The sequence below is a fragment of the Mesorhizobium sp. M2A.F.Ca.ET.039.01.1.1 genome (assembly GCF_003998035.1).
Lineage (GTDB): Bacteria > Pseudomonadota > Alphaproteobacteria > Rhizobiales > Rhizobiaceae > Mesorhizobium.
Map to the genome: position 1 here is coordinate 1 of NZ_RZRY01000124.1, position 12,326 is coordinate 12,326.

Sequence of the window (12,326 nt, forward strand, 5' to 3'; positions counted from 1 at the left end):
ATCGTGGCGTAGCCGGCGCTGCAATAGACGGCGTCGGCGCCGGCCTTGTAGAGCCTGAAAGCCCAACGCAGGAAATCGTCGGCCGTGCCGATCTCGAAGAAGTTCTCGCCGGGCATGGTGAAGAGGCTGGGCGCCGCATCGCGATATTGCGGATTGAGCACCAGTTCCGGCGTCACCGAGACGATGTCCACCCCTGCCAGCTCGGCGGCCTCGGCCTCTTCCAGCGTCAGAACGCGCAGCATGGTCAATTGCCGCCTGCCCTTTATCGCGCGCAGATCGGCGACGGTCGGTCTCTTTCGGCTCATCGGACTTCGGTTCCCTCTATGTGTTGCGGCGATTTGCTGTCAGCCGATATCGATCATCACCTTACCGGCCTCGACCTTGACGGGATAGGTCTTGAGGTTGACGCAGACCGGCGCCCCTTTGGCCTGGCCGGTCTTGTAGTTGAAGCGGCCGTTATGCTTGGGGCATTCGATGATGTCGTCCATCACCAGCCCGTCGGCGAGATGCGCCTTCTCATGCGTACAGAACCCGTCGGTGGCAAAGAACTCGTCCTCCGGCGAGCGGTAGATCGCGAAGCTGCGGCCGCCATGGTCGAAGCGGATCACATCCTCCTCGTCCACGTCGTCCACAGCACATGCTTCGACCCACTCCGCCATCGTATATCTCCGAATTGCCGTAGCGCCTATTCGGCGGCCGCGGCCGTTATGTCGAGATCATGGAACTTGCCGCGGTAGGGCTTCGCCGTCGGCGGCAATTCGCGCTTGAGGTAAAAATCCTCATATTTCAGCTGCCGGAGCAGCACCGGCCAGACCTCGCGATAGGCGTGCCACATCGATGGGTTCGCCACCGGCAGATCATGCTTGATCAGCTCATGCAGCTTCGGCAGCGCGTGGTAGGGCACCATCGGGAACATGTGGTGCTCGACATGATAGTTCATGTTCCAGTAGATGAACCGGCTGACTGGGTTCATGTAAACCGTGCGCGTGTTGAGCCGATGGTCGGTGACGTTGTCGGCGAGCCCAATATGCTGCAACAGCCCCGTCAGCACCATGTGCCAGGTGCCGTAGAGGCGCGGCAGACCGATCAGCACCAGCGGTATCCATGATCCAAGCGCGATCGCGACAGCGATCGTCGCTGCGTAAACCACCATGTGCCAGCGCGCCGCGATCACCGCTTTGTGCTGCTCCATCTGCGGGATGTAGCTCTTCTCGTCCCCCGACAATATGCCGAAGGCTTGGCGCACCAGCGTCGGCAGCGAATAGCGGAAGTCGAGGATGCCGGTGAAGGCCAAAGCCGCCTTGATGAGGTCCGGCGGCCGCATCACCGCGATCTCGGCATCGCGGCCGACGATGATGGTGTCGGTGTGATGGCGCGCATGGCTCCAGCGCCACTGCACCGGATTGCGCATCAGCATGAAGGAAGCGATGTGGTAGACGACATCGTTCATCCAGCGCGTGCGGAAGGCGGTGCCGTGGCCGCATTCGTGCCAGCGCGAGTCGCTCGACGAGCCGTAGAGCACGCCATAGACGAACAGGAACGGCACGACCCACCACGTGCCCCAGAACCAGACGATGCCGACTGCCGAGCCCAGGATCGCGGCGATCCAGATGATGGTATCGCGGATCGCCGGCCCGTCCGAGCGCTGCATCAATTCCTTCATGGTCTTGCGCGGTACATCCGTGTGGTACCACTCGGCCGAGGCGAGCCCGGTCTCGATCGCCCGGCGCGTGCTTTCGCCGACAAGGCTGTAGTCGCGCTTGGTGCTGGAGGCCGTCGTCATCGTCCCTCCCCGCAATCAAAGCCCGTTCGCACGGAATTTGCCGTCGAGGAATGTCTTGGCGCGCGGCACGTCATCCTCGGTCAGATGCTCGATGATCACCGGGATGTTCGGATGCTTCTCGCTGAGCCGCTTGAGATAGAGATCGTAGTTCAGCGCGCCCAGCCCCGGCGCCGGTAGCTCGATCTCGCCGACGCCGCGGAAGGTCAGTCCCTCATGCGCGTCCGCGTCGCCAATATCGGCATGCTTTTCGCTCTTGTCGCCGCCCGAACGCTTCACGTCCTTGGCATGCGCGATTTTGATCTTGTCGGTCAGCGTGTTGAACACCTGGTTCAGCACCTGGTCCATGCGGTCGATGTTGTGCGCCTCGAAATAGTTGGTCGGATCCATCAGCAGGCCAAGTCCGGGATGATCGACCTGCGCGAACATTTTCACCGTCTCCTCGACCGAGCCGACGACATTGTTGACATAGGTCTCGAGCAGGAACACCGCGCCGTGGTCGTAAGCCGTCCGGGCGAGGTCGGAGATCACCTTGCGGCATTCCTCGAAGCCTTCTTCGGTCTTGTTCCTGGGGTGATGCACCCAGTCGGACTCGGTGTTGTAGGTGCCGGTCTCGGAAATCACATAGGGAGAACCGAAGTCGCGCGCGTTGCGGATGATCTCCTTGAGATAGGCAAGCCGCCTTTCCCGTTCTCCCTTCTCCGGATGGATGATGTTGGTGTAGCCGGACACGCAGCAGACCGGCAGGTTATGGTCGCGAAACGTGTCGCGCACCGTCCTCGCCTTGTCCTTGGTGATCTGCCCGGCCGACAGGTCGATATCCTTGAAATGCAGGTCGAGCTGCACGGTGTTGAAACCGAGCGCCCGGATGCGCCTTGCCGATTCCTCCAACTCGTAGGGAAAATAGCCTGTGAAGATACCTGCCTGCATCATGAGGTGAAGTCCTCCGGGTAAGCGATTCAGTTGCCGCGTCTTTCGACTGCCTCAGTCGACGCGGATTTCGGACAGCTTGACGGTACGGCCCTCGGCCATGGACCGGTAGCCGGCCTCGACCAGCGCCATGGTTCTGACGTTGTCGGCAACCGACAGCGCCGGCGACGTGCCGGTCTTCAAGGCATATTTCAGTTGCTCCATGACGCCAATGAAGGCGTGCGGGAACCACATCGTCTCCCAGCTTGGGCTGACCCATTTCCCGCCCGTCGTCTCGGTCGAGGCATAGGTCAGCGTCGAGGCGACGACCTTCGGCCAGCCGATCGTGCCCTTGGCAACGCCCTTGGTGCCGTCGACGCGCCAGGCGATGTGCTGGTCGTCGTCGTAGCCTTCCTGGCGCGGACCGGACCAGACATCCTCCAGCGATACAGCGAGCACGCCGGAAGGAAAGCGCAACGTCGACACCGTGATCCCGTCGGAATGGTCGAATTTCGTGCGCGGGTCCTTGCGCGTCAGCGTGGTGATCTCGTCCGGATCGCCAAACAGGAAACGCAGCACGTCGAGATGATGCACGCTCATATTGGCGAGCGTCAGCCGGTCGTAACCGGCCAGGAAGGTCTGCCAATGCGGGATCGCGTGCATGTCGATCTCGGCAAAGACGATCTCGCCAAGCGCGCCGCTGTCGATGATCTGCTTCAGAACGCGCATCGACTGGTCGTAGCGCATGTTCTGGTTGACAGAGAGGATCTTGCCGGAGGCAGCCGCCTCGTCGCGCAGCCTCACCGCTTCCTCGACCGAAAGCGCCAGCGGCTTCTGCGCCAGGATCGCCTTGATATGCGGCTGCTTGAGCGCATGGCGGATCAGCGCCGGCTGCTGGTCGGGAGGAAAAGCGAGGTCGACGATCTCGACTTGGCTGTCCTCGATCAATTGCTCCGGCGTGTCGTGGACGGTCGGGATATGCCAGCGATCCGCCACCTTCGCGGCATTCGCCTTGGTCCGGGAAGCGATCGCCACCACCGGAAAGCCGGCCTGCGCATAGGCGGCGAGATGGCATTCGGCCATGATCATGCCGGCGCCGATGCAGCCGATCCGGTAGTCCTTGACCCGGACCTTTACGTCCGGCTCGAAACCCGTGCTCGCCATCCATTCCTCCCATCGAGGACTGGATATAACGCGATGGTCCGGGCGTCAGCCAAGGCCAGCGCCATCATTTCCCATCAGCGCTATCAAGCGGCCGCGATCAGCACCGCGCTGTCCGGCGACCAGCTAAGCACGACCGGCTGACCTTCAGCCAACCTTTCGGCGCCGGTGTTCTGGACGATCACCTTCAGCGTCTGGCCATCGCGGTCGACGAAATAGGTGCTGTTGTTGCCGGCGAAGATGCGCTTCGAGACCTGCCCAGTGAGCATGTTGGCACCGACTGGATCGGGCTTTGCCGCACCGGTCGAAATCCGGATGCGTTCCGGCCGGACCGCGCAGCTCGCCTTGGCGCCGGCCGGCACCGAGGCGCCTGTCGAAGCCGCGATCGTCGTGCCGTCGGGCAGCTTGATCCCGGAGCCGGTGGCATTGCCGCGAAAGATGTTGGCGTCGCCGAGGAAGGTCGCGGCGAACTCGCTTTGCGGCCTGTCGTAGATCTCTTCCGGCGGTCCTTCCTGCACCAGCCGGCCGTCACGCAATATGCCGATGCGGTCGCTCATCGTCAGCGCCTCTTCCTGGTCGTGGGTGACGAAGATGGTGGTGATGCCGATCTCGCGCTGAATGCGCTTCAGCTCGATCTGCATGTCGACGCGCAGCGCCTTGTCGAGCGCGCCGAGCGGCTCGTCGAGCAGGAGCACGCGCGGCTTGGTGACGATGGCCCGCGCCAGCGCCACGCGTTGGCGCTGGCCGCCGGAGAGTTGGTGCGGCTTGCGCCCGCCGAGCTTGCCGAGCTGCACGAGATCGAGCGCGCGCTGCACTTCCTTAGCGATCGTCGCCTTCGGCTCGCCGCGCACCGAGAGGCCGAACGCGACATTGTCGGCGACGCTCATATTCGGGAACAGCGCATAGTTCTGGAACACCATGCCGATGCGGCGCTTCTCGACCGGCACCCGCTCGACGCTTTCGCCACCGATGGCGATGCGGCCGGAATCGGGAAAATCGAAGCCGGCGATCTGGCGCAGCAGCGTGGTCTTGCCGCTGCCGGACGGTCCGAGCAGCGCATAGAAGCCGCCATCGGCGAAATCGATCAAGACATCGTCCAGCGCCTTGTGCGCGCCAAAACTGCGGGAGACATTCGCGACCTGGACGCCAGCCATTATTTCTCTCCGCCGAATTTGAAGAAGCGCGCCGTGAGCAGCATCAGCGCCATCGACACGACGATGATGATGGTCGAGACCGCGTTGATCTCGGGGGTAAAACCCTTGCGGATCGCGGCATAGATTTCGACCGGCAGCGTCGTCTGGCCAGGCGTCGACAGGAAATATGAAACCACGAACTGGTCGAAGGAGACGGCGAAGGCGAACAGCCCGCCGGCGATCACGCCCGGCATGATCCAGGGCAAGGTCACGCGCATGGTCACCTGCCACTGATTGGCGCCGAGCGAGCGCGCCGCCTCCTCCAGCTCCGGCGCGAAGGTCTGCAGCCGGGCCGAGACGACGACAATGACATAAGGCAGCGCCAGCGCGACATGGCCGAGCAGGATGGCCACCAGCCCGCGGCCGATGCCGACGCCGAAGAAGAAGATCAGCATCGCCGTGCCGGTGATCAGCCATGGAATGGCGATCGGCGGGAAGAGCAGCGCCTGCAGGACTTTCTTGCCGTGGAACTCGTAGCGGTAGAGCGCCAGCGAGGCCATCGAGCCGAGCACCGTCGAGATCAAAGTGGTGATGACCGCGATCTCGATGCTGTTCCAGGTCGCCGCGATCAGCTGATCGTTCTGCCACAGCGATTGATACCAGTCCGTCGTCCATTCGAACGGCAATTGGTAGAAGGGCGAAGCGTTGAACGACATCGCCGCCATGATGACGATCGGCAGATAGAGGAAGGCGAGCAGCAGCACGATATACAAGCGCCCGAGCCATTCGAGGATGCGCGTCGTTGCCATCACGCAGCCCTCCGCAGGACGGGTGCGGCCAGCGCCAGGATGATCAGCACGACGGCGAGCAGGATGAAGGAAAGTGCCGCGCCCAGCGGCCAGTTGAAGACGGCGACGAACTGGTCCTCGATGACGGTGCCGTAGAAGGTGCCGGTGCGGCCGCCGAGGATGCGCGGCTCCATGAAGGAGCCGACCACCGGCACGAAGATCAGCGCCGCTCCCGCGATCAGCCCCGGCATCGACAGCGGGATGATGACGCGCCACAACACCTGCCGCCGCGACGCGCCGAGCGAGCGGCCCGCCTCGATCAGCGAGTCGTCGATGGCCTGCAGCGTGAGATAGCAGGTGAGCACCATGTAGGGCACATAGGAATGCACCAGGCCGATGATGACGGCCGGATAGGAATACATCAGATCGATGTTGATCTTGAACGGCAGCACGGCGTTGAGCGCCGTGTCGAGGATGCCGCCTTCGCGCAGCACCATCGCCCAGGAGAAGATGCGCACAAGGCCGTTCGACCAGAAGGGCAGGATGACGAGCAGGAAGATCGCCTCGCGGCCGCGCCCCTTCAGCACCTTGGCCAGCACATAGGCCGCCGGATAGCCGATGACGACGCACCACAGCGTCACCTCGAGGCCGAGCCGCAGGGAGGCGAAGAGCAGCGTCGAGTAGAGGCTCTGCGAGAAGAAGGCGGCGTAGTTGCCGAGCGTGAACGACCATTCCTTTCCGGCCAGCGGCAGGTCGGTCATGAAGGAGAAGAAGACCATGGCGGACAGCGGCAGGAAGATCGCAACCGTCAGCCACAGATAGGCGGGTAGGAGAAGCGGCAGGGCCGGCTTCAGTCCGCGGCGCGAACCGATCGCAAGCTGGTCAGCCATCCTGCCTCTCCTCCCCGAAAGACCTCGATTACTTCACGTTGACCTTCAGCTCCTGCCACAGCGCCAGATATTTCTCGCGCTGCTCGTCGGTGACCGGCGCCTGGAACTGGATGCGCTTGGCGACATCCGGGCTGCCCATGACCTTGCGGTTGAACGCATCCTCCGGCAGCGCGTCGACCGCCTTGGTGTTGGCCGAAACCGGCGCGCCGACCTTGGTGACCCATTCGACGTAGAACTTCGGATCGATCATGTAGTTGATGAAGGCCTCGGCGCCGGCGACGTTTTTCGAGCCGACGGGAATCGAGAAGGCGTCGAGCCAGGCGACGGCGCCCTCTTGCGGGATGACGAGGGAGACCGGCAGCTTGAAATGCGTCTTGGCACGGTCGGCCGAGCCGCTCCAATAGGTGCCGATGTCGATCTGGTTGGAGGCGACCATCTGGTTCCAGTCGTTCTCCGAGCTCCAGAAGGTCTTGATTTGGGGCATCAGCGAGGTGAGCTTCGCCTTGACCGCGTCCATATCCTTGATGTCGTTGATGTTCTGACCCGACGCGATCGCGCCGAACTGCACCGCCTCGACGGCGTCGTCGCGGATGATGACGCGGCCCTTATGCGCCGGGTCCCACATTTCGGCGATGCTTGTCGGCGGCTTTTCGAAGGACTTTTCGTTGATGGCCAGAGCCGTCAGGCCCCACACCCACGGCACGCCATAGACCTTGCCGTCATGGTTGAGCATCGGCGAGCCGGCCTTGTCCTTGGCGATGTCGGCATAGTTGGAGAGTTTCGAGACGTCGATCGGCTGGATCAGCTTGCCGGCCATCGCCTGGTCGTTGAAAGCGGCGTTGATCATGACGACGTCATAGAGGCCGGGATTGGTGCGGATCTTGGTCAGCATCTCCTGTTCGGAGTTGAAGAAGTCATTGACCACCTTGAAGCCGGTCGCCTTCTCGAAATTGGCGACCGCCCACGGCTCGTCGGCGCCGTAACCTTTCCAGTTGAGCACATGCACTTCCTCGGCGGCCTGTGCTGCCAGCGTGAAAGCGGAGACGAAGACGGCGGTGGCCGTCAGAAAAGCGGTCAGTCTGGGCATGCGCATGTTCTTTTCCTCTCATTGTTTGCCCGGTTGACGGGCTTGTTAAGTTGCAGTCGCTTCCGCCCGGCCAGGCGCGGTCATCGCTTCGCCGCGCTCGGTCAGGAACTCCTGGATCTCCATGTCGGTCGGCGCCGAGGACCCGCCATGGCGGGTGACCGAAAGCGCGGCGGCGGCATTCGCGTAGCGAGCCGCCTCGCGAGGGGACATGCCGCGCGAAAGGCCACTGACGAAGGCGCCGATATGCGTGTCGCCGGCCCCGTTGGTGTCGACGGCTTCCACCTCGAAACCCGGCACCGCGCGGGTGCCGCCATCGGCCATGCGCACCAGGCAGCCATGCGCGCCGGCGCGGATGACGACACCCTCGGCTTTGGGGCAATGCTCGGCGAGCAACCGGAGGGCGACGGTCTGCGCATCGCCGGCGCCGGCAATCTCGGCGGCCTCATTGGTGTTGCAGCTCAGCCAGGTCGCGCGCGCCAGCACCCTGTCCAGGATCGGGCGCGGAATATCGGCGATCACCGGCGTCGGATCGAAGACGAAAGGAACGCCGGCCGGCAGCGCCTCGATCCAGTCGACAAGCGCATCGCGGCTGCCGGGATAGCTCAGTGTGTAGCCCGAGGTGAAAACCCAGTCGCCCGAAAGGACTTGGACCGGCTTCATCATGTCGAACGTCAGCCGGCTCTCGGCGCCCGGCCAGGAGACGAAAGTGCGCTCCGCATCGCCGCTGATCATGGCCACGCAATTGCCGCTGTCCATCGAGGTCGACGGCGGCGTCAGCGTCTCGATGCCTTCGGCGGCGAAGGAGGCGCGCAGGAAGTCTCCGTCCGGCCCGGTGCCGAGCTGGCCGCCAAACACCACCTTCATGCCGGTGCGGCTTGCGGCGACCATCATGTTGAAACCGCCGCCGGCGACGCGGGCGTAAGCTGACGCGGTCTTTTCCGTGCCGGCCGCCGGCAACGCGTCGATGCGGTAGACGTAGTCCACCACCGCGCTGCCGACATGGACGAGCCGACCGCTCACGCCGCATCCTCCTTGCCTGGACCGGTCTTGGCCGTCCGGGCCGCGACCAGATCCGCAGCCAGCGCGCAGACCTCCGCGATGTCGATGCCATGCAGTTCGGCGATGCGGTCCTGCGGCAGCTTCGACAGACCGGCGCAGGCGCCGGCCATGCCGGCGGCAATCGCCCCGATCGTGTCGGTGTCGCCGCCGAGATTGGCGGCGATCACGGCAGCCCGCCAGGCGTCGCCTTGCGCGACCTCCAGCACCGCGAAGGCGGCCGGCACCGATTCCTGGCTGGCAACGCCGGTACCGATCAGGTCGACGATCTGCTTGATGGCTTCCTTCTCCGCCTTGCCGCGGACAAGCTCCTGCGCCCAGACAATGCGCACGGCGATGTCGCCGCCGGTGACCCAATGGCCAAGCGTAGCGCCAAGCCTTGCTGCCGCGACCGCATGGCCGGAAGCGGCGCGCCAATCGCCGCCCGAAATGCCAAGGCTGACTGCAGCGGCAACGGCACTGGCGGAAGCTATTGCGATGGATGTGTTGTGCGTGGCCCGGCAGGTTTCGGCCACCTTGGCGACCAGCGCGCCAAGCGGCTCCGACGGCATCATGATGCCGACCGGCGCGATGCGCATCGCCGCGCCATTGGTGTCGCCAGCGCGCCCGGCCTCTTCGGCCGGCACGCCGCTGTTGATGGCGTCGATGGCGCGCTTGGTCGATGGTCCGAGCAGGTCGTAGCTGCCGCGCGCCTTGACGTCGCGTTCCCAGCCGAGCAGCGCGTTCACCCAGCGCGCATGGTCGAAACGCTCGCCGGACTCGACCAGAATGTGGCCAAGCAGCAGTGCCTGCTCGGTGTCGTCGGTGATCGCGCCGGCCGGCAGCCCTTTCGACACCGGGTGATCGGCGGCGGGCGCGACGAAATCCTCGACATGGCCGTAAAGCTCGGCGATGCGGCCCGGCGACAGAAGCTGCGTCGGCATGCCTAGCGCGTCGCCCAGCGCCCCGCCGATCAGCGCGCCCATCGCCCGATCGATCGCATCCCCTGCCATGCTCAGAACTCCAGATGCAGCGCGAAATGCGCGGGGTTGAGCAGGCTGGTGACGAATTCGATGGCGCGCCCGTCGGCGGCGCGCGTCAGCCGGCGCGTGCGCAGGAACGGCGTGCCGGGCGCGCAGGCGAGAATGGCGGCGTCGGCAGCGCTCAGCATCTCGATGTCGACCCATTCCTCGCCATGGTCGGGCACGAGCCCTGCGCCACGCAGCGTCTGGTGCAGCGTGCCTTCGCGCAAGCCCCGCAGGGGTATGTCTTCCAACTCGGGCGACAGCGGCAGCCGGCTGCGCTCGATCGAGATGGCATGGCCGTCATCGGCATTGGTGCGTGCGCGGTCGACGGCGATGAAGGATGGGCTCTCGACGCCGAGCCTGGCCGCCAGTTCCGCGTCCTCGATGATCTCGAGCCGCAAGGTGCGGGTCTCGGCATTGGCGCCGGCATTGGCCAGCGCGCGCGACCAGCCGATCGCGTCGTCGACCGGCATGCCGTCGAAGGTGACGAAGGAACCGATGCCGACCTTGGTGGTGATCAGCCCGCGGCTCGACAGTTCCTCAAGCCCCTTGCGGACCGTGTTGCGGCTGACCGAGAAGCGCTGCACGAGCTCGTTTTCGCTCTGCAGCCGGTCGCCGAAGCCGAGCAGGCCGGAGCGTATCTCATGCTCCAGAACCGTCGCGATCTGCTCGGGCTTGCCCGTGCCGGGAGAGAGCTGCATAGCGCGACGGGCCATATGGATACCTGTTCAATGAACCTGTATAATCCTGTTCATTAGCGGATATGAAATGACGCGTCAACGGCTAGGTCCTTCTTCCGGTCACTATACCGGGGCAATCGCGTATGGGCTTATCGGCGACGACCAACGCCTCATCCTCGGGCTTGTCCCGAGGATCCGCATCGTGCCACGTCGTCAGGTTGCGCAGCGGCAGGAGGCTCCGCCGGTCGATCGTCCGCCCGCGACCGCCACAACCGCCCCGCCGGCTTTCCCCGCGCTGTCGTCCTCGGTACCGGCCGCTCCCGCGCCACAGGCGTCTTCTGCCTCGCTGTCGAATGCGATGCCGACGTGGTAGGAGCTCGTTCTCGACCGATTGGAGGAGTTCAAGCGTTATCCGGCTCTTGCACAGTATCGCCGCCAGCAAGGCGTATCCTATGTTCGCTTCACGATGGATCGCAGCGGTAGGTGCTCGTGGCGAGGATCGAGCAGACCTCCGGGCCATGACCTCCTCGACGAAGAGACTTTGGCGTTGATCCAGCGCGCCCAGCCCCTGCCCAAACCGCCTGCAGAGGTGCCTGGCGACCGTCTCGAACTGGTGGTGCCGATCGAGTTCTTCCTACATGGGCAGAACTAAGCCAGCCAACTCATCCGGGGGCAAAGGCGGATCATCAGGCGCTCGTCGGTTGCCGGCTGCTTCGCCCCGCACCCGTCACACCTGAGCCATGCCGCCGTCGACGTATAGCTCGGCGCCGGTTATGAAGCTTGCTTCGTCGCTGAGTAGAAACCACGCCGCCGCCGCGGCTTCTTCCACGCGGCCCATGCGGGCCAGCGGTATCTGGCTGACGATCCCGTCGCGCATTTCGTCTGGGATCGATGCCATCATGGCGGTGTCCGTTGGGCCGGCGCTCAGGATGTTCACGTGTACGCCGCGCGGCGCGAGTTCGCCAGTCCAGCTGCGCACATAGGAGCGCAGAGCCGCCTTGGTTGCGGCATATGTTCCATAGGGCGTCGCCCCTTTGACGTCGGCGACCGACCCCAAGAACAGCGCCGAGCCCCCGGCAGCCATGCGCGGCGCCGCTGCCCGCATGGTGAGAAGGGCGCCGCGCACGTTCACCGCGAAGTGGCGGTCGAAATGCTCCGGTATGCTCTCTTCCAGGTCCGCCGGTTCCATGATGCCGGCGTTGTAGACCAGCGCATCGATTTGACCGCCCTGCGCCCCGACTGTCGCGATGACCCGTTCAATATCCGCGGGGTTGCTCGCGTCGGCCACCACACTGCGCGCGGCGGGGCCAATTTGGGCGACTGCGGCTTCGACATCAACAACGCGACGGCCGGTCAGGAAGACCAAGGCGCCCTCCTTCGCCAACCGCTCGGCGATGGCCAGGCCGATGCCACTCGCGCCGCCCATCACCAGAGCCACTTTCTTCGTCATAGCTGGCATTAATTCAGCCCCCGCTGGTATTCGCTGTGCAAACGAGCTGCGGTCGGGGAGTCGAACAAGTTATCGAGACAAGCGCGTGCGGCCATCTGGCGAAACGTACCGTTTTGCGTTGGATCGCCAGCGTCATGCATCGTATCGGTCATCCAGGCACTGAACTCCTGGTACTTCCAGATGTGCGGCAGGACCGTGCTTGAGTAGGCGTCCAGCGCCGCTCTGTCGTGATCGCGCGCCGCACGCACCAGCGCCTGGGCGAGCACATCCACATCGTATAGAGCCAGATTCATTCCCTTGGCGCCCGTGGGCGGCAAGAGGTGGGCGGCATCGCCGACGAGGAAAAGATTCCGATATTGCATCGGCGCATAGACCACCGATCGCATAG

Annotated in this window: 14 protein-coding genes and 1 pseudogene; 1 reads left to right on the forward strand and 14 read right to left on the reverse strand. The window is 64.3% G+C overall.

Translation table 11 applies throughout. The annotated features are described in order from the left end of the window. The 12 genes and pseudogenes from EOA24_RS12465 to EOA24_RS12520 all read right to left on the reverse strand — a co-directional run. Positions 1–305: pseudogene (locus EOA24_RS12465) on the reverse strand (3-methyl-2-oxobutanoate hydroxymethyltransferase); the annotation flags it as partial. Between the two features lie 39 nt (positions 306–344). Continuing rightward, positions 345–659, reverse strand: coding sequence for a MocE family 2Fe-2S type ferredoxin (locus EOA24_RS12470; protein WP_126081893.1), 315 nt, complete (start codon positions 657–659; stop codon positions 345–347). A 26-nt stretch (positions 660–685) separates the two neighbouring features. After that, positions 686–1,783, reverse strand: coding sequence for a fatty acid desaturase family protein (locus EOA24_RS12475; RefSeq protein ID WP_126081892.1), 1,098 nt, complete (start codon positions 1,781–1,783; stop codon positions 686–688). A gap of 15 nt (positions 1,784–1,798) precedes the next feature. Next, positions 1,799–2,713 (reverse strand): sugar phosphate isomerase/epimerase, encoded by a 915-nt coding sequence (locus EOA24_RS12480; protein WP_126081891.1) that lies wholly within the window; start codon positions 2,711–2,713, stop codon positions 1,799–1,801. 51 nt (positions 2,714–2,764) lie between these two features. Then, positions 2,765–3,853 (reverse strand): Gfo/Idh/MocA family oxidoreductase, encoded by a 1,089-nt coding sequence (locus EOA24_RS12485; RefSeq protein WP_126081890.1) that lies wholly within the window; start codon positions 3,851–3,853, stop codon positions 2,765–2,767. An 83-nt stretch (positions 3,854–3,936) separates the two neighbouring features. Next, positions 3,937–5,004, reverse strand: a complete 1,068-nt coding sequence (locus EOA24_RS12490) for an ABC transporter ATP-binding protein (RefSeq protein ID WP_127409821.1) — start codon at positions 5,002–5,004, stop codon at positions 3,937–3,939. After that, a complete protein-coding gene (locus EOA24_RS12495; protein ID WP_126081888.1) occupies positions 5,004–5,792 on the reverse strand; it encodes an ABC transporter permease in 789 nt (262 codons plus the stop codon). Before EOA24_RS12495 ends, EOA24_RS12490 begins: the two co-directional genes overlap by 1 nt. Then, entirely contained in the window at positions 5,792–6,661 is an 870-nt protein-coding gene (locus EOA24_RS12500; protein ID WP_127409822.1) for an ABC transporter permease, read from the reverse strand. Before EOA24_RS12500 ends, EOA24_RS12495 begins: the two co-directional genes overlap by 1 nt. A 28-nt stretch (positions 6,662–6,689) precedes the next feature. Beyond that, the gene (locus EOA24_RS12505) at positions 6,690–7,754 is read right to left on the reverse strand and encodes an ABC transporter substrate-binding protein (protein WP_126081886.1); all 1,065 of its coding nucleotides are present in this window, start codon (positions 7,752–7,754) and stop codon (positions 6,690–6,692) included. A gap of 39 nt (positions 7,755–7,793) precedes the next feature. Beyond that, positions 7,794–8,768, reverse strand: coding sequence for a PfkB family carbohydrate kinase (locus EOA24_RS12510; protein WP_126081885.1), 975 nt, complete (start codon positions 8,766–8,768; stop codon positions 7,794–7,796). Further along, complete coding sequence (locus tag EOA24_RS12515) at positions 8,765–9,796, reverse strand: ADP-ribosylglycohydrolase family protein (RefSeq protein ID WP_126081884.1); 1,032 nt, start codon at positions 9,794–9,796, stop codon at positions 8,765–8,767. Before EOA24_RS12515 ends, EOA24_RS12510 begins: the two co-directional genes overlap by 4 nt. Before the next feature lie 2 nt (positions 9,797–9,798). After that, entirely contained in the window at positions 9,799–10,524 is a 726-nt protein-coding gene (locus EOA24_RS12520; protein WP_126081883.1) for a GntR family transcriptional regulator, read from the reverse strand. Between the two features lie 355 nt (positions 10,525–10,879). On the opposite strand from EOA24_RS12520, the gene EOA24_RS12525 reads away from it, so the two are divergent. Continuing rightward, the gene (locus EOA24_RS12525) at positions 10,880–11,140 is read left to right on the forward strand and encodes an energy transducer TonB (RefSeq protein ID WP_126081882.1); all 261 of its coding nucleotides are present in this window, start codon (positions 10,880–10,882) and stop codon (positions 11,138–11,140) included. Between the two features lie 75 nt (positions 11,141–11,215). Here the strand turns inward: EOA24_RS12525 and EOA24_RS12530 are convergent, their stop codons facing one another. Both EOA24_RS12530 and EOA24_RS12535 read right to left on the reverse strand, forming a co-directional pair. After that, positions 11,216–11,947: an SDR family oxidoreductase gene (locus EOA24_RS12530; protein WP_127256513.1), complete on the reverse strand. Its 732-nt coding sequence runs from the start codon at positions 11,945–11,947 to the stop codon at positions 11,216–11,218. Further along, the coding region (locus EOA24_RS12535) for an FAD-dependent monooxygenase (protein ID WP_189353922.1) at positions 11,947–12,326 on the reverse strand (380 nt) is incomplete at its 5' end. The genes EOA24_RS12530 and EOA24_RS12535, both read right to left, overlap by 1 nt.

Excerpts from the sequence above, each read along its gene's own strand:
- EOA24_RS12470 (WP_126081893.1), bottom strand. The coding sequence starts at position 659 with ATGGCGGAGTGGGTCGAAGCATGTGCTGTGGACGACGTGGACGAGGAG.
- EOA24_RS12475 (WP_126081892.1), bottom strand. The coding sequence starts at position 1,783 with ATGACGACGGCCTCCAGCACCAAGCGCGACTACAGCCTTGTCGGCGAA.
- EOA24_RS12480 (WP_126081891.1), bottom strand. The coding sequence starts at position 2,713 with ATGATGCAGGCAGGTATCTTCACAGGCTATTTTCCCTACGAGTTGGAG.
- EOA24_RS12485 (WP_126081890.1), bottom strand. The coding sequence starts at position 3,853 with ATGGCGAGCACGGGTTTCGAGCCGGACGTAAAGGTCCGGGTCAAGGAC.
- EOA24_RS12490 (WP_127409821.1), bottom strand. The coding sequence starts at position 5,004 with ATGGCTGGCGTCCAGGTCGCGAATGTCTCCCGCAGTTTTGGCGCGCAC.
- EOA24_RS12495 (WP_126081888.1), bottom strand. The coding sequence starts at position 5,792 with ATGGCAACGACGCGCATCCTCGAATGGCTCGGGCGCTTGTATATCGTG.
- EOA24_RS12500 (WP_127409822.1), bottom strand. The coding sequence starts at position 6,661 with ATGGCTGACCAGCTTGCGATCGGTTCGCGCCGCGGACTGAAGCCGGCC.
- EOA24_RS12505 (WP_126081886.1), bottom strand. The coding sequence starts at position 7,754 with ATGCGCATGCCCAGACTGACCGCTTTTCTGACGGCCACCGCCGTCTTC.
- EOA24_RS12515 (WP_126081884.1), bottom strand. The coding sequence starts at position 9,796 with ATGGCAGGGGATGCGATCGATCGGGCGATGGGCGCGCTGATCGGCGGG.
- EOA24_RS12520 (WP_126081883.1), bottom strand. The coding sequence starts at position 10,524 with ATGGCCCGTCGCGCTATGCAGCTCTCTCCCGGCACGGGCAAGCCCGAG.
- EOA24_RS12530 (WP_127256513.1), bottom strand. The coding sequence starts at position 11,947 with ATGCCAGCTATGACGAAGAAAGTGGCTCTGGTGATGGGCGGCGCGAGT.